General features: G+C 75.7%; 9 protein-coding genes and 3 tRNA genes. 3 read left to right on the top strand and 9 right to left on the bottom strand.

Translation table 11 applies throughout. The features are described 5' to 3' along the window. Positions 1-17: 17 nt before the first annotated feature. A complete protein-coding gene (locus tag ABTY61_RS19325; protein ID WP_350506220.1) occupies positions 18-971 on the top strand; it encodes an aldo/keto reductase in 954 nt (317 codons plus the stop codon). 56 nt (positions 972-1,027) lie between these two features. On the opposite strand, the gene ABTY61_RS19320 is transcribed toward ABTY61_RS19325, so the two are convergent. The 6 genes from ABTY61_RS19320 to ABTY61_RS19295 form a co-directional block, all read right to left on the bottom strand. Next, entirely contained in the window at positions 1,028-2,026 is a 999-nt protein-coding gene (locus ABTY61_RS19320; RefSeq protein WP_350506219.1) for a C40 family peptidase, read from the bottom strand. After that, the gene (locus ABTY61_RS19315) at positions 2,023-3,294 is read right to left on the bottom strand and encodes an SPFH domain-containing protein (RefSeq protein ID WP_350506218.1); all 1,272 of its coding nucleotides are present in this window, start codon (positions 3,292-3,294) and stop codon (positions 2,023-2,025) included. The genes ABTY61_RS19320 and ABTY61_RS19315 overlap by 4 nt, the downstream gene beginning before the upstream one ends. Before the next feature lie 195 nt (positions 3,295-3,489). Next, positions 3,490-6,408, bottom strand: coding sequence for an Ig-like domain-containing protein (locus ABTY61_RS19310; RefSeq protein ID WP_350506217.1), 2,919 nt, complete (start codon positions 6,406-6,408; stop codon positions 3,490-3,492). A gap of 491 nt (positions 6,409-6,899) precedes the next feature. After that, positions 6,900-6,975 (bottom strand) — tRNA-Arg (locus ABTY61_RS19305). Between the two features lie 31 nt (positions 6,976-7,006). After that, a tRNA-Arg gene (locus ABTY61_RS19300) sits at positions 7,007-7,082 on the bottom strand. 174 nt (positions 7,083-7,256) lie between these two features. Next, positions 7,257-7,350: transfer RNA gene (locus ABTY61_RS19295), tRNA-Ser, on the bottom strand. Positions 7,351-7,528: 178 nt separating this feature from the next. Between ABTY61_RS19295 and ABTY61_RS19290 the strand changes: the two genes are divergently transcribed. Further along, the gene (locus tag ABTY61_RS19290; protein WP_350506216.1) at positions 7,529-10,957 is read left to right on the top strand and encodes a PAS domain-containing protein; all 3,429 of its coding nucleotides are present in this window, start codon (positions 7,529-7,531) and stop codon (positions 10,955-10,957) included. A gap of 62 nt (positions 10,958-11,019) precedes the next feature. Here the strand turns inward: ABTY61_RS19290 and ABTY61_RS19285 are convergent, their stop codons facing one another. After that, positions 11,020-12,681 (bottom strand): long-chain fatty acid--CoA ligase, encoded by a 1,662-nt coding sequence (locus ABTY61_RS19285; protein ID WP_350506215.1) that lies wholly within the window; start codon positions 12,679-12,681, stop codon positions 11,020-11,022. A 183-nt stretch (positions 12,682-12,864) separates the two neighbouring features. Next, positions 12,865-13,737 carry a DUF1906 domain-containing protein gene (locus tag ABTY61_RS19280; protein WP_350506214.1) on the bottom strand — a complete coding sequence of 291 codons (873 nt, stop codon included), beginning with the start codon at positions 13,735-13,737 and terminating at the stop codon, positions 12,865-12,867. Positions 13,738-13,900: 163 nt separating this feature from the next. Between ABTY61_RS19280 and ABTY61_RS19275 the strand changes: the two genes are divergently transcribed. Continuing rightward, entirely contained in the window at positions 13,901-14,965 is a 1,065-nt protein-coding gene (locus tag ABTY61_RS19275; RefSeq protein WP_350506213.1) for an EamA family transporter, read from the top strand. Between the two features lie 97 nt (positions 14,966-15,062). Here ABTY61_RS19275 and ABTY61_RS19270 read toward each other — a convergent pair whose 3' ends face one another. Then, positions 15,063-15,839, bottom strand: coding sequence for a pyridoxine/pyridoxamine 5'-phosphate oxidase (locus tag ABTY61_RS19270; protein WP_350506212.1), 777 nt, complete (start codon positions 15,837-15,839; stop codon positions 15,063-15,065). Positions 15,840-16,272 lie beyond the last annotated feature (433 nt).

The raw sequence follows: 16,272 nt of genomic DNA, 5'->3' as shown, positions 1-16,272 counted from the left end.
GCAGGTTGACTGCGGGCATGACCGGAAACCAGAGCCGGGTCCGCCTCGGCACCTCCGACCTGTTCGTCCACCCGCTCTCCCTCGGCGGCAACGTCTTCGGCTGGACGGCCGACGAACAGCAGTCCTTCGCCGTGCTGGACGCCTACGCGGCCGCCGGCGGCAACTTCGTCGACACCGCCGACGTCTACTCCGCCTGGGCCCCCGGCAACGCCGGCGGCGAGTCCGAGACGGTCATCGGCAACTGGCTGCGCAGCCGGGGCAACCGCGACTCCGTCGTGATCGCCACCAAGGTCGGCATGCACCCCGAGGCAGGCGGCCTGGGCGCGGCCAACATCAAGGCCTCCGTCGAGGGCTCGCTGCGCCGCCTGGGCGTGGACCACATCGACCTCTACTACACCCACCGGGACGACGACACCCCGGTCGAGGAGTTCGTGACGGCGCTGGACGAGCTGGTCCGCGCGGGCAAGGTCCGGGCGGTCGCCGCCTCCAACATATCCGCCGAGCGGCTCGCCGAGGCGCTGTCCTTCGCCGAGCGCGAGGGCCTGGCCAAGTACGTCGCGGTCCAGCCGCACTACAACCTGGTGTCCCGCGACACCTTCGAGGGCCCGCTGGCCGCGGTGGTCGCCGAGCACGGCCTCGCCACCGTGCCCTACTACGCGCTCGCCTCCGGCTTCCTCACCGGCAAGTACCGCCCGAACGGGCCGGGCGTCGACAGCGCCCGCGCCGAGGGCGCCGCCCGCTACCTGGCCGAACCGCGCGGCCCCAAGGTCCTGGAGGCCCTCGACGCGGTCGCCGCCGACCACGGCGTCGAACCCGCCACCGTCGCCCTCGCCTGGCTCGCCGCCCGCCCCACGGTCGCCGCCCCCATCGCCAGCGCCCGCACCGTCGACCAGCTCCCCCCGCTCCTCGCCGCCTCCACCCTCACCCTCACCCCCGCCCAGACCACCCTCCTCACCACCGCCTCCGCCTGACCACGCGCCGGGCCCCCGACAGCACGTCGCTGTCGGGGGCCCGGCGCGCTGCCCGGCTACGGCCGCCCGAAGTGGGTCGGGTAGTAGCCCGGGTTGAGGGTGGATATCCGGACGGTCCGGCCCGGGCGGGGTGCCTCGACGAACTTGCCGCCGCCCAGGTAGATGCCCACGTGGTGGATCCCCGAGGCACGGCCGCTGTCCGACCAGAACACCAGGTCACCGCGACGCAGTTGCCCCGCGCTGATCGGCGTGGTCGCCGCGTACTGGTCGTCGGCCACCCGGGGCAGCCCTATCCCGCTGCGCCGGTAGGCCTGCTGGACCAGCCCGGAGCAGTCGTAGCCGGACGGACCGTTGCCGCCCCAGACGTACGGCTTGCCCAGCTGGGCGAGCGCGTAGTCGACGGCCGCCTCGGTGCTCCCGGAGGTCGGGGTGGAGTCCGCGGACGGGCGGCTGCCCGATCCGCCGGAGCCCTGGTCCGAACCGCCGCCGGACTGGCCGGTGCGGCTGGCGTAGACGTCGTAGTGGCTGGTCCAGCGCCACTCGCCGCTGCTGTTCCTGAACCAGTACTTCGACCCGTCCCAGCCCTGGCGCAGCCCCCAGGAGGAGGCCGAGCCGTTCGAGACGGCCTTGGCCCCGGAGGAGCCGGAGGAGCCGGAGGAGCCGGAGGAGCCGGACTGGCCGGTGCGGCTGACGTAGACGTCGTAGTGGCTGGTCCAGCGCCACTCGCCGCTGCCGTTCTTGAACCAGTACTTCGACCCGTCCCAGCCCTGCTTGCCCGCCGCGGCGTGCGCGGAGCCGGCACCCGCCGTCAGGCCGACCACGCCGGCGCCCGCCAGCACGGTGGTGGCCAGGCAGGTACTTCGCACGGCCCGGTGTATTCGGCTGCCACCGCCGGCCGCGGCGGCGCGGGCGGTGCGCGGCCGGGCGGCGCAGTTCGGGCAGCCGCAGCCGGTGATCGCGGGGATGCTGCCCAGGCGCTCCTCGAAGCCGATCAGACCGGGGTCGGCGTCGAGGCCGGTACCGGGTTCGGCGTACGCGCCGGTGGCTATCCTCATGCGGGTCGTCCTTCCTTCCGCCCGGCACGGGCGGCCGGGGACGGTACCGAGGCGGCCACTCCGGCCGGGGCGACGAAGGCGACCAGCAGCTGTTCCATCAGCGCGCTGCGGGCGGCCTCGTCCAGTTCGTGCGCGGTCGCGCGCTCCAGTCGGCGGACGGCCAGCGCCGCCGCCTCCACCGCGTCGTCGACCAGCACGGTCCGCAGGCCCGCGTCCAGGTCGGCCAGCCGGCGGCGGCGCATCGACTCGGCCACCTCGGGCGCGTAGTCCAGTGCCAGCGGCTGCACCGAGTAGACCTCCAGGCCGGCCGGGGCGGCCTCGGCGGCCAGGGCCCGGGTCATCTCGTCGGCGAACCACTGCCCGTCGCGCAGTGCCGGGCCGGGCGCCGCGTTGCTGTCGCACGGCAGGGTGGAGGCGGTGCGGGTGAGCACCGCCTGGACCTGCTCGCGCAGGTAGCTCTCGTGGTCCTCGATCGCCAGCAGCGCCCGCGCGGTGTCCTTGACCCGCCAGACGATCAGCAGCCGGACGACGATCGGGGTGCCGGTGCGGTCGACGACCTTGACCGGCTCGCTGCGCCAGTGCCGCAGCCGCACGTCGACCCGGCGGCGGCGCAGCAGCGGGTTCACCCAGACCAGCCCGGTTCTGCGCACCGTGCCCCGGTAGCGGCCCCAGCGGCTCAGCACCCGGGTCTCGCCGCCCGCGTTGGCCAGCAGGCCGGCCAGCGCGAACACCACCAGCAGCCCGACCGCGCCGACCAGGGCGACCGCCTGGGCGTCGATTCCGGACCGGCCGCCGGCCTGCGCGGTTGAGCTGCGCAGTTCGGGCAGCGCGTCCATGTGGGGGATGACGCCGGTGCGCAGCAGCACGTAGACCACGCCGGCCAGGCCGAGCAGCACCACCAGCAGCGCGACCCAGCCGGGCAGGGAGGTGGCGGTGTGCTCGCGCAGCGCCTGGTCCGCCCGCGGGGGGCGGCGCGAGGTGGCGGCGGGGGCACCGGCCCGGCCGAGCTCGGGGAGTTCGACGGTCTCCGGGGCGGCCGTCTCCAGCGGGTCCCGCAGGTCGGCGGCGTCGGCGGGGGACGGTCCGGGGACGACGACCAGCGGGGCGGTCGTCGGACCGCTGTCCACCGGGCCGGCCGGGCCGGCGGCCTTGACGGTCGAGACCTTGGGCAGCGGGCTGGCGCCGGTGGCGGAACGTTCCGGCAGGGCTGGGGGGAACGACTTGGGCAGGTTGTCGGGTCGCTGCGAAGAATCGCGGGTGACGTCCATGCACGGATCCTCTGGGTCTGGTGTGTCGCGCAACGGGCGGCCCGGATCTGACGGGCAGTGCCAGAGTCAGGCTAAGTTCATACGTCATCAAATGCGACATTTGAGCTGAGGTGTGTCGACATTTACTGACGAATCGTCCGAAGCTGACCTGACGCGCAGGCACATGGTCGGATGGTCGGGACGGTTCGGCGCAGGTCAGCGCCGTCGGGCACCGGATCCACGGGCGAACACCCGACGGGTGATCAGCCCGATTCCGGCGAGCACCAGCAGGACCCCGGCCAGCACACCGTGCCGGCGGGGCTCCCGTGGCCGACTACTGGCCGCCGCCTCCTCCGCCGGGGGCGCGGGCAGCGGCCGGGCAGCGGCGCGGCCCGCCCGGGAGCCGTCCTGCTCGGCGGCCGGCCGGGGCTCGGCGACGGTTCCGGGCGACCCGGTGGGCCTCGGGGAGGAAGCACCGGTCGAAGCGCCGCCCGGGGAAGGAGCGGCGCCGCCGGACGGCGGAGCGGTGAGGGCGGGAACAGCGGGAACGAACGGCACCGTCGGACCGGCCGAGCCCGCATGGGCCGTGGGAGCGATGGCGGCGACGGTGGGCGTGGTGGAGACGGCCGGGGACGCAGGGACGGACGGGACCGGTGGCACCGCCGCCGAGGGCGCCGCCGGGGTCAGGACCACCGCCGGCACGACCGGGGGTACGACGATCGGCAGCAGCCCCGGCGGGACCGGCCGGAGCACCGGCACCTCGGTCGGGCTCGGCGGCCCTACCGCCGAGGGCGACACCGCAGGCGCAGCCGCCGGGAGCGGGGCCGACACCGTGGGCACGGCCGAGGGCGACACCGAGAGCGAAGGCGCCGCCGAAGGCGAGCCCGACACCGTGGGCGAAGGCGCAACCGGAACCGGAGCCGAGGCCGAAGCACTCGCGGCCGCCGAAGGACTGGGCGCCGAAGGACTCGCGGCCGCCGAAGCGCTGGGCGCCCCCGCCGCCACCCGCACCCGTACCGGGTCCCCCGAAGTCCCGTTCCCCGCCCGGTCGGTCGCCGTGACGGTCAGCCACTGCTCCCCGTCCGCCAGGTCCCGGTTGGCGGTGCAGCTCCAGCTCCCGTCCAGTGCCGCGGTGGCCCCGCAGAGCACCGTACGGTCGCCGGTGCCCGCCGCCGGCGCGGCCGTGACCAGCACGCTGGTGCCCGCTTCGGCCCGGCCGGTGAGCTTCGGGCGGCTGACCCGCAGGACTTCGCCGGGGGTGGGCGCGGTGAGCACCGGCTTGGCCGGCGGCACGGTGTCCACGACCAGCACGACCGGCTGTCCGGCCGTCCGGTTCCCGGCCGCGTCGACGGCGACGGGGGTGAGCTGGTGGCTGCCGTCGGCCAGGTTCTCGACCGGCAGGCAGGACCACTCGCCGTCCGCCCGGACCGCGCTGCTGCACAGGTCGACGGAGGTGGACCGGTCGGAGACGGAGACGGTGCTGCCGGCCTCGCCGGTGCCGGTGAGCTGCAGCCCCGGGTCGTTGGTGTAGGCGGGGAGGGTGAGCACGGGCGCGGCCGGCGGGGTGGTCTTCACGGTGACCTTGACGGGCTCGCCGCGCAGCACCACGCCGCCGGTGGTGGTCTCCACCGGGGTGAGGGCGTGCCCCCCGGCGGCGAGCGCGCTGCCGGGGCGGCAGGACCAGCCCCCGCCGCGCTCGACCTTGGCCTTGCAGAGCGTGCTGTCGCCGTCCCGGATCTCCACCGAGGCGCCGGCCACGGCGCCTTCGCCGCTGATCCGGGGGCGGGCGTCGGCCAGGACGGTGCCGTCCACCGGTTCGGCGATCTCGGGCCGGGCGGCGCCGACGGTCAGCTTGATCCGCTGGTCGGAGACCTGCCCGGAGTCGGCGAAGCCGCCGGAGGGGACGATTTGGCTGTTGTCGCGGCCGATCCGCAGCCGGGCCCAGGTCTCGCCGGAGGCGGCGCCGGGCGGCACGGTCCACTCCAGGGTCGCGGTGCCGACGCCGGCCGGGATCTCGGCCTGCACCCGGTCAGCGGGGTCGAACCGGCCACTGTGGTCGAAGTCGATCCAGCCGGCCAGGGTGGCGGGTTGGTCGCCCACCGCGACCGGGACGGTGACCCGGTAGTACCGGCCGATGGCAGCCCCGTCGGGGAAGCCGAGCGAGGGGTCGGCGCCCCGGTACTCGCCGCGGCCGGGCTGGAGTTCGGGCGGCGGGCTGCCGGGGGCTCCGGCGGGCAGGCTCGCGAAGGGGTTGCCGCGCCGGACGGCGTCGTGGTCGAGCTCGACCAGCGGCCGGGCGGCCCGGGCGCCTTCGGGGCGGCCGGCGTCGCGGCGCCCCGGGGTGATGGCGTCGGCGCCCAGGAAGAGGTCGGAGACCACGTGCGAGGCGTTGCCGTAGGCCTGCGGCGCGGTGCCGAGGTCCTCGTCCACGGTGACGGTGTAGGCCTGGCGCAGGGCGGGCGCGGCGGTGGTGCTCCCGGCCCGGGAGGTGGAGCGCTGCTCGATCCGGAACACCGCGGTGCGGACCGTCCCGGCGAGTTCCAGGGTGCCTTCGGCGGCGGAGCCGGCGGCGGCGTCGGAGGAGCCGTCGTTCCCGGCGGGGGCCAGGGAGTTGCCGTCGACCGTCCAGCCGGACCAGTCGGTGCGCCCGACCAGGGTGGGGGCGGCGGGCGAGCCGCCGGTGAGGGTCAGCCGGGCCGCGGTGCTGGTGGTGCCGGAATTCCCGGTGGCCGCCGCGGCGAGTCCGCTGAGGTGCAGCCGGGGATTTCGGACCGGCCGGGAGAATCCCAGCCGGAGCGTTCCGACGGTCCGCCAGGAACCGTCCGCCTGCGGACGGTCCGGGGTGAGGAGGAAGGTCTGGGCGGGGTCTCCGGGGCGCATTCCGTCCGCGTAGACGACGGCACGCCCCCCTCCGGAGCGGTCGGCCAATCGGCCCGCCTCGGCGCCGACCGCCGTGCCCGGTGCGGCCGTGAGGTCGAACTGGACGGAGAGTCCGGAGGGCAGCACCGCCCGGCGCTCGCCCGACCAGGCGTCAGGTGCCTGTCGGGCCACCGAGAGCGGGGCGTTCCAGCTGGTCAGCGCCCCGACCGTGAGAACGGCCAGGACGGCGGCTGTGCGGGGAAACCGTCGGCTCATCCGGCTCTCCTTCACGGTCGGCTGCCGGGGTGGCGGGCAGTCTGGGCACAAGATCCGACAAAAACGGAATCACGATCCCGGACCGGTCATACTGCGACACCTTCGCTTTCGACCGCGTCCCACCCGTTTGGCGGCCGTCCGGGCGGCAGGACGGGTTGTACCCGAATCGGCCGCATTTCACCCATTGAGCGGTAATGGATCCGGCCCGGACGGCCGAACGCGCCCGATCGGCTCACCGAGTACCCACGGGCGCTCGGGCGCGACCACCGGAAGCTCCGGGCCGCGCCGGAGCACCATCCGGCCGTCGGGGCCGGCTCTGCCGGAACACGGCGACTTCACGGGCCAGGAGGAGAGTCCTGGACCGGCGGCACGTGCTGCCCTGGGCCAACCGGACCGACCTGGGGTGACGGGCGTCACGCACGGGCAGCGGACCGGCCCCGCCCGGTCCGGAAAACGGAGAAGCCCCCGGCCGGTGGCCGGGGGCTTCTCGCTGGTGCGCTCAGCAGGATTCGAACCTGCAACCTCTTGATCCGTAGTCAAGTGCTCTATCCGTTGAGCTATGAGCGCAAGGAACGGGCGAACCCGATCTTGCGGAGTTTGGTGCGCTCAGCAGGATTCGAACCTGCAACCTCTTGATCCGTAGTCAAGTGCTCTATCCGTTGAGCTATGAGCGCTCGCCCTGGTGAACGGTGTCTCCGGGGCGTTGCGTGGACAACATTACATGACCTGCGACGTAGGACGAAATCGATTGATCCGGCCCTGGTCCGCCCGCTCCGAGCCGCCCGGCGACCAACGCCCCGGACATGCGAAGAGCCCCGCCGACGTGATCGTCGACGGGGCTCTCCGGCTGGCGGAGGCTGAGGGATTTGAACCCTCGATCAGGAATAACCCCGAAACCGCATTAGCAGTGCGGCGCCATAGACCGGACTAGGCGAAGCCTCCCCACATGGAGCACGCCCGCGCGTTGCGGACCCGTTCCGTGTGTCAGTGATGATGCCACAACCGTGGGGCTCGGCACCAACCACCGCCAACGTTACTAGGCGGGTCGTCCCCGCCGCAAAGAAGAATGAGATACTGCCGACTCCGGAGGAGCTGCCCTGAGCCGAGGAGACCTGTCGACGTGAGCAGCAGGCCGATCCGAGGCGCTGCTCGCCTCGACGCCATACTCGACGCCCTGCCCGACGCGTTGTTGCTGGTGAACAGCAACGGCACCGTGGTGGACGCCAACAGCGCAGCGGTCCAGGCGCTACAGGCGCCCGGCACCTCGCTGGTCGGCATGGGCGTGCTCGGCCTGCTACCCGAGTTCGACCCCAGTCGGATCCCCGGCTCGATGCGCCCGGCCACCCGCGACGGCGACGCCCTCGACCGCCCGGTCCGGATGACCGCCCACCGCACCGACGGCTCGACCTTCCCGGTCGAGGTCTCCGGCAACGACTTCGCCACCGACGGCGGCGACGGCTACGGGCGCTCCCCGTACGAGCCCTACCGCGACGGCCCCCGTGCCTCCTCGTCCTCCGACCTGCTCCTGCTGCTGGTCCGCGACCTCTCCGGGCGGCTCGGCGTCGAGGCCGAGCTGCGCCGCCAGCACAAGCAGACCGAGATGATCCTGCGGGCCGCCGCCGAGGGCGTGCTCGGGGTGGACCTCGATGGCCGCTGCGTGCTGGTCAACCCCGCCGCCGCGCACATCCTGGAGTACCGGGCGAGCGAGCTGGGCGGGCGCGAGCTGCACCCGCTGATCCAGCACTCCCGGGCCGACGGCACCCCGCTGGCGCTGGAGGAGTCCGCGCTGCTGGACACCCTGACCTCCGGACGCAAGCACCGGGTGCGCGGCACCGTGCTGTGGCGCAAGGACGGCCGCCCGGTCACCGTCGACCTCACCACCGCCCCGGTCCGGGACGGCGACGAGCTGGTCGGCGCCGTGATGACCTTCACCGACCGCAGCCGCGAACTCGCCCTGATCGCCCGCAACGAGCACCTCACCGCCGTCCTGGAGACCGAGCTCGGCGGCGCGCTGAGCGCGCTGAACCAGCGGCTGGACCGCCTCGCCGCCGACCCGGCCGGGCAGCTCTGGCCCGAGGCCAACTGGACCCTGCGCCGACTCGCCGACGAGTGCCGCCGGTTCGGCAGGCTGATCGACGGCGTGCTGGAGCACCAGCGCTCCGAGGCCGGTGACGGCGGACCGGCCGAGGGCCGGGACGGCAAGGAGAGCAAGGACGGCAAGAACGGGCCCAAGGCCGCGAAGCAGGTCCCGGTCGGCCTGGACAAGGTGGTCCGCCGGGCCGTCGAGGAGGCCGGCGAGCTGGTCGGCCCGGGCCGGGTGCGCTTCTCGGTGCACGCCGCCGCGGTCGAGGTGATCGCCGATGAGCGACGGCTCGCCCAGGCGCTGGCCCACCTGGTAGCCGACGTCAGCGGCACCGGCCTCGCGCTGGACGCCCCCACCACCCCCTCCCCCGGCCTGGCCGTCCCCGGACTGTCCGCGCCCGGGCTGGGCGGCCCGCCCGCCCCGTCGGCGCCCGCCGAGCCGCCGACCGTCGTCCTGGCCGCCGCCCAGCGCGGCGAGGTCGCCCGGGTCGAGATCCGCGGCCCCGGCGTCGGCGGCAGCCCCGTCCACCTGCCGATAGCCCGCGCGGTGGTCGAGCGCCACGGTGGTGTGCTCCAGCCGCACGAGCTGCCCGGCAAGGCCGGGACCACGTACGTGGTGGAGCTGCCGCTGGACCCGGCCGCCGCGAAGGCCGCCGCCGAACGCGCCTCCGCCGAGGGCCGCTCGGACCGGCCCAAGGAGGGCGACAGCGCCGTCCTGCCCGAGCTGCCGGGCATCCCTCAGCTGCCCAGCAGCGGCGATGCCGCCGAGTCCACCCGCCCCGCCGCCGACGCCCCGGCCGGCTCCGGCCGACCGGGCGACGCACCGGAGGGCCGCGAGACCGCCGAGCCGGAGCAGGCGCCCGCCGAGGAGGCCCCGGCCGAGCGCCGCGGCCGCCGGGGCCGGCCCGCCGCCGAGGCGCCGGCGCCCGAGCCCACCGACCCCGCCACCCCCGCCGACCAGTGGCCGAACGCCCCCGCCCGGGTCGAACGGGCCGTCCCCGAACAGTGGAACGGCACCGGCAACGACCCCGCGTACGGGCGCCGGGGCCCGGCCGCCCCGGAGGCGGCGCAGAGCGACCCGTGGGGCACGGACGACGGCCGCTCCGGCCCCGCCTACGCGGTGCCCGTCGAGGGCGCGCGCCCCCAGCAGAACCGGCCCAACGGCCGTGAGCCCCTGGCGCTCGGCCCCGCACCCGCCGACGCCGCCGACCCGCAGCCGAACGGCGCCCCTGCCGAGGACGGCGGCGAGGCCAAGCCGCGCAGACGCCGCGCCCTGCCCTCCGCCGAGGACTCCTCGGGCGGCTTCGCGCTGCCCGGCGTGGGCGACACCCCGGTCTACCCCGGCCTGGAACACGCCCTGCCCACCGGTCCGGCGCCCGCCCCGGCCGAGCCCGCCACCGCGCCGACCGGCCGCCGCCGACGGCTCTCGGTACCGCCCGGTCCCGGCCCCGACGCCCCGGCCGGAGCCCCCGCCCCGCAGCCCGGCACCGCGCTGGAGCCCGCCCGGCCCGCGCTGCCCGCCGCCGAGGAGCCGAGCGGCCCGCGCCCGGTCGCCAGCGGCCTGGCCGAGCTCGCGCCGCCGCGGCCGATCGTCGCCCCGGTCGGCGCCCCAGTGCCCGCCGCCGCGCCGCAGTCGCCCGCCCCGGCCGCGCCGCGCGCGCTGGCCGAACTGCCCGCCGCCCGGAGCGACCGTCCCGACGCCGAGCAGCCGCAGGCCGCGTCCGGCGAACTGGCCAACACCCGCCGACTGCTGGTCTGGCCCGAGCCCGACCCGGCCACCGGCCAGGCGCTCCAGTCGCGCGGCTACCTCCCGGTGATCGTCCGCTCCCGCGAGGAGGTGGACGCCCAGGCGAACGCCTTCCCGGCGGCGCTCTTCGTCGACCCGCTGACCGGCCCGATCACCCGCACCGCGCTGCAGTCGCTGCGCACCGCCGCGCTCAACAGCAGGGTCCCGGTGCTGGTCACCGCGGGCCTCGGCCAGGCCACCCGGGACGCCGCGTACGGCGCCGACCCGGCCGTGCTGCTGCGCGCCCTGGCCCCGCGCGACGGCGAGCACCACGCCCCGCGGGTGCTGCTGGTCGAGGGCGACCCGGACATCGCCGCCGCCATGATCAGCAGCCTGGAGCGGCGGGGCATGCACGTCGAGCACGCGGTGGACGAGAACGACGCCGTCGCCCGGGCCAGCAGTGTGCAGCCCAACCTGGTGGTGATGGACCTGTTCCAGATCCGCCGCCGCCGGATCGGCCTGCTGGACTGGCTGCGCGCCAACGACCGGCTGCACCGCACCCCGCTCGTGGTCTACACCTCGGTGGACCTCGACCCGCGCGAGCTGCCCCGGCTGCGCACCGGCGAGACGGTGCTGTTCCTCGCCGAGCGCTCGACCACCGAGGACGTCCAGTCCCGGATCGTCGACCTGCTCGGGCGGATCGGCGCGATGGGCGAGGCGGGCGTCGCCGCCGCGGGCTGAGGCCGGACACGCCTGAGGGCCGGCCCCCGTCCCGTACGGGGGCCGGCCCTCCGCGCCGTCCGCTACTCCTTGCCGAGCGTGGTGACGTCCAGCCCGCCGGCCGCGTAGTCGGCCCGGATCACCTTCTTGTCGAACTTGCCGACCGAGGTCTTCGGGACGGACTCGACGATCGCCCAGCGCTCCGGCAGCTGCCAGGAGGCGATCCGCTCGGCCAGGAAGGCCCGCAGCTCCTTCAGCCCGACGGCCGCGCCCGGGCGCAGCACCACGGTGGCCAGCGGGCGCTCGCCCCACTTCTCGTCCGGTACCGCGACCACGGCGGCCTCGGCCACCTCGGGGTGGCCCATCAGGGCGTTCTCCAGTTCGACGGAGGAGATCCACTCGCCGCCCGACTTGATGACGTCCTTGGCCCGGTCGGTGAGGGTCAGGTAGCCGTCGGCGGTGATGGTGCCGACGTCGCCGGTGCGCAGCCAGCCGTCCTCGGAGAACTTGTCCTCCGGGCGGACCGGGTCCTGCCCGGCGCCGCCGTAGTAGGCGGCGGCGATCCACGGGCCGCGGACCTCCAGCTCGCCGGCCGCGACGCCGTCGTGCGGCATCCGCTCGCCGCCCGGGCCGATCAGCCGGGCCTCGACCGAGGCCGGGAAGATGCCCTGGGTGATCCGGTACGGCCACTCCTCCTCGGGGGTGAGGCCGCCGGGCGGCTGGGCGAAGCAGCCGAGCGGGGAGGTCTCGGTCATGCCCCAGGCGTGCAGCACCCGGATGCCGTGGCGCTCGTCGTAGGCCTTCATCAGCGAGGGCGGGCAGGCGCTGCCGCCGATGACGACCATCCGCAGGCTGGAGGTGTCGTAGTCGCCCGCGTCCAGCTCGTCCAGCAGGCCGCTCCAGATGGTCGGGACGGCGGCGCTGACGGTGGGGCGGACGGCGGCGATCATCTCGGCCATCGGCTTGGGCTGGAGGAAACGATCCGGCATCAGCAGGTTGGCGCCGGACATGAAGGCGGCGTGCGGGATGCCCCAGGCGTTCACGTGGAACATCGGGACCACCGGCAGGGCGGTGTCGCGCGGGGTGAAGGCGAAGTTGTCGCCGGTGTTGACCTGCATGCAGTGCAGGTAGATCGACCGGTGGCTGTAGAGCACGCCCTTCGGGTCGCCGGTGGTGCCGGAGGTGTAGCAGAGCACGGCGGCCCGGCGCTCGTCGATGTCGCGCTGCCACGGGAAGTCGGCGGGCCGGCCGGCGATCAGCTCCTCGTAGTCGTGCACGCCGCCCGCGAAGCCGGCCAGCAGCGAACGGTCGCCCGGGCCGGCCACCACGATGTGCTTCAGCGTGGGTGCGAGCTCCGGCAGCACGGCGGCGAGCAGCGGCAGCACGCTGCCGTTGACGATGATCACGCGGTCGGCGGCGTGGTCGATGATGAAGGACAGCTGCTGGGCGGGCAGCCGCAGGTTCAGGGTGTGCAGCACGGCGCCCATCGCCGGGACGGCGAGGTAGGCCTCCAGGTGGAAGTCGTTGTTCCACATCAGCGTCGCGACCCGGTCGTCCCCGGTCACCCCGAGCTCGTCGCGCAGCGCGTGGGCGAGCCGCGCGGCGCGCTCGCCCACCTCGGCGTAGGTCCGGACGACCGGACCGGCCGCGTCCCAGGTGGTGACGGTGGATCGGGCGTGGATCGTGGACCCGTGCTCGAGGATCCGGGCGACGGTGAGCGGTACGTCCTGCATCGTGCTGAACACGGGTCCTCCTCGACCTGGCGGCACTGGCTGCTCCGCGGCCCCACCTACCGGGCGGTAATGCGCGCGGACGTCCCCGATTGTGCCGTTCCGTCCGCCCGCTGTCAGCATCCCGACCCCGTTGCACGGATCACGGATCCGGGGAGGGCCCGGCCCGGACCCGGCCCCGCTCCTCCCCGGGGCCGCTCAGCCGGCGGTCGGGCCGTCGACCCGGTCGCGGTCGACGGTGAGGGTCTCGCCGGCGTAGGTCTCCTGGACGTTGCCGCGGTACTGGTGGACGCGCTGGTGGGAGGACCAGAGGTCCGGGCCGAGCGGGCCGGAGTCGGCGGTGTCCGGGCGGTCGTCCCAGCGGGCGTACCAGAGCGCGTCGGGCAGCGGGGAACTGCCGGCCCGGGCGGCGGCGGCCAGGTCGGCGACGCCGGAGCCGAGGCTGGAGTAGAAGCCGGAGCGGTAGCCCGCCGCGTGCAGGCCCTGGGTCCAGCCGAGGGCGAAGTCGACGACGGCCTGGCCGCAGGCGGCGTCCTGCCTCGGGTAGGCCTCGATGTCCAGGTAGACCGGGCCGCCCTTGCCGAGGCCGAGCGCACGCATCGCGTGCACCGCCTCGGCGGCCTCGTCCCGGCCCTGCCGGGCGGCCTCGGCCGGGTCGATCCGCCTGGGCTTGCGGCTCGGGTCGGCGCACGGCGCCTGGAGGCCGACGTGCACCGGCAGGAACCGCCAGCCCATCGCCCGCGCCCGGTGGATCCAGTCCGCGGTCAGCCGGGGCTGGGCGCAGCCGCGCTGGGACCCGCTGACGTAGATGCCGACCGCCCCGTACGGGGAGGCCGCGCGCCAGGCCCGCAGGGTCTCGGTCGAGGGGGCGGTGCAGACGTCGAAGGCGGCGCCGCTCCAGTTGTCGCGGATCCGGGGCGGGCCGATCCCGTCGGGGAGCCGGAGGGCCCGGATGCGCGGGACGCCGACGGCTGCCGCGGCGGAGGCCTCGGCGCTCACGCCCGTCCCGTCGGTGGCCAGCAGGAGCACGAGGGAGGCGGCGAGGAGGGCCGCGGGGCGGAGATAGCGCACCCCGCCTTGATACTGACGGACCATCGGACGAACGCGCCAACCACGCCGCGGGGCCCGTTCGAGTCCACCCTTTCGGACGTACCCGTCCGCATCCGTCCCGCTTTCCGTGAACGGGCTGTAACGAGCTTGCTGGTTGGTCACTCCTTACGGCAAACTCGTCAGCATGCCCACCTCCCACACCGGCGAAACCACTGCCCCCACCTCGGCCGCCGCCGTCGCCGAGGCCCTTGCCATGCCGCCCGCCCCCAAGGGCGAGCCCGCCGGCGAACGGGGCAGCTGGCGACGAGGTGGGGAGCCCGGATCCACGGCGCCCCCGGGGGCCCGCCCCGGCCGGTCCACCGGCCGGATCGGCAAGGCCCTGCGGCGCCCGGAGCGGATCCCGGCGCCGCTTCTGTGTCTGGTCGCGATGTTCCTGGTGCAGACCGGCATCGCGCTCTCCAAGCCGCTGTTCGGCCCGCTCGGGGTCAGCGGCACCACCTTCCTGCGGCTGGGCTTCGCCGCGGTGATCCTGCTCGCCGTCACCCGCCCCCGGCTGCGCGACAAGCGCCCGCGCGACCTCGCCGCGGCCGCGCTGCTCGGCATGGCCTCCGCCGGGATGACCTTCCTGTTCGCCGGGGCGATCGACCGGCTGCCGATGGGCACCGCCGCGACCATCGAGTTCCTCGGCCCGCTCGCGGTCGCCCTGGTCTTCGCCCGGCGCGCCAGCCACCTGCTCTGGGCGCTGCTCGCGGCGGCCGGGGTGGTCCTGCTGACCCTGCTCGGCGAAGGGGACGGCGGCGGCTCGCTCGACCCGGTCGGCCTGCTCTACGCCTTCGGCGCGGCCGGCTGCTACGCGCTGTACATCCTGTTCACCGACAGGGTCGGCGCCGCCTTCCACGGCTTCCAGGGCCTGGCGGTGTCGATGACGGTCGGCGCCCTGTTCCTGGCGCCGTTCGGGCTCGGCGAGGCCTGGGACGGGCTGACCGCCCCCGGCGCCTCCCCGCTGACGCTGCTCGCCGCGGCGGCCGGGGTGGCGCTGCTGCTGCCGGTGCTCCCGTACGCGCTGGAGATGACGGCGCTGCGGCGGATGCCCCAGCGGGTGTTCAGCGTGCTGGTCAGCCTGGAGCCGGCGGTCAGCGCGCTGGTCGGGCTGGTGGTGCTCGGACAGTTGCTGGGCGCGGCGCAGCTGGCCGGGATCGGCTGTGTGGTCGCGGCCAGCGTGGGGGCCACGCTGACCGGGCGGCGCTGACCGGGCGGATGACCGGATGGCAGGCACCGACCGGGCGGAACTGACCGGGCGGAACTGACCGGGCGGAACTGACCGGGCGGCCGGGGCCGCCCGGGCGCTACGGCCAGAGCAGGGTGCGGGACCACTCCGGGGTGCGGACCGGACCGGTGCGGGTGTAGCGCAGCCGGACGTGCCGGCGCTGGGCGTCGCCCTGCCAGAACTCCACCTCGTGCGCCCACAGGGTGTAGACCGCGTGGCCGGGCGCGACGGCGTCCGGGGTGGCCTCCAGCCGGCGCCGGGCGACCGCCACCGCCTCGTCGTACTCGGTCAGCCCGCCCAGCGGCTCGCTCTGCCGGCCGACCAGCGCGCCGACCCGGGCGGCGGGCGAGCGGGTGGCGAACTCGGCGGCGGCGACCAGGTCGGCGGCCCGCTCGACGGTGCCGCGGACCCGCACCTGACGGCCCAGCTGCGGCCAGTAGACGCTCAGCGCGGCGGCCGGGTGGTGGCCGAGCTGACGGCCCTTGGGGCTGTCGGCGGCCGCGGAGAAGTTCCAGCCGGTGCCGGCCGCGTCCACGTCGCGCAGCACCAGCACCCGGGCGTCCGGCATGCCGTCGGCGTCGACCGTGGAGAGGGTGAAGGCCTGCGGGTCCAGCACCCCGGCGTCCAGGGCGGTGGCGAGCCAGTCCACGAACAGCGGGCCGGGCTCGGCGGGGGCGGCGTCGGGGTCGAAGGAAGGCAGCGGGCGGGCCATCGGCGGGCGGCCGAGCAGCAGCTCGGGGACGGACCTCGGTTCGGGCCGGCGCTCGTCCGGCGGTGCCGGGCACGCCTGCGGCTGCGGCTCCGGTGCGGGCCTGGCCCCGTCCGGGCCGGTCAGGCCCTCGTCCTCCGCCGCCATCGCGCGCCCTTCCTTCCGATTGCCGCGGTCGTCGCCCCGGCCGGGCCGTCCGTTCCGGGCCCGGCCACGTGGAGCGCTGTCGGAGCGCAACCGTACCGCCGTGGACCGACGGCTCCGGGCGCGGGCCCTCGCTGGAAGGATCCTGGCCGCTCGCACGGGTGGGGCGCGCGCTGGGCGGGACCCGCACGGGCCGGGCGCACGGGCGGGTCAGGGGGAGCCCGGGCCCGGACGCACTCGTGGGCGGTGCCGATGGCGGCACCGCCCACGAGGCCGGTTTCGCGGCGACCCTTTCCGCTGGCCGGTCCATGCGTTCGTCCGATCTCCCCGGTCCACCCGGGACGGGAGCCCGCCCGGTGACCGTTCCGAACCCCGCCGCGGACGCTCAGCCCGCCCGCGGCCGTCCACCTCCGGCGCCCCCGCCGGGGGTGGTGCC

The organism is Kitasatospora sp. NPDC096128 (genome assembly GCF_040303105.1).
Lineage (GTDB): Bacteria > Actinomycetota > Actinomycetes > Streptomycetales > Streptomycetaceae > Kitasatospora.
Note: the sequence above shows the minus strand (reverse complement) of the source record. Positions and strands in the feature narration are given on the sequence as shown.

Coding starts and splice junctions, on each gene's coding strand:
- ABTY61_RS19315 (WP_350506218.1), bottom strand. CDS start 3,294: ATGGACGTCACCCGCGATTCTTCGCAGCGACCCGACAACCTGCCCAAG.
- ABTY61_RS19325 (WP_350506220.1), top strand. CDS start 18: ATGACCGGAAACCAGAGCCGGGTCCGCCTCGGCACCTCCGACCTGTTC.
- ABTY61_RS19310 (WP_350506217.1), bottom strand. CDS start 6,408: ATGAGCCGACGGTTTCCCCGCACAGCCGCCGTCCTGGCCGTTCTCACG.
- ABTY61_RS19270 (WP_350506212.1), bottom strand. CDS start 15,839: ATGGCGGCGGAGGACGAGGGCCTGACCGGCCCGGACGGGGCCAGGCCC.
- ABTY61_RS19275 (WP_350506213.1), top strand. CDS start 13,901: ATGCCCACCTCCCACACCGGCGAAACCACTGCCCCCACCTCGGCCGCC.
- ABTY61_RS19320 (WP_350506219.1), bottom strand. CDS start 2,026: ATGAGGATAGCCACCGGCGCGTACGCCGAACCCGGTACCGGCCTCGAC.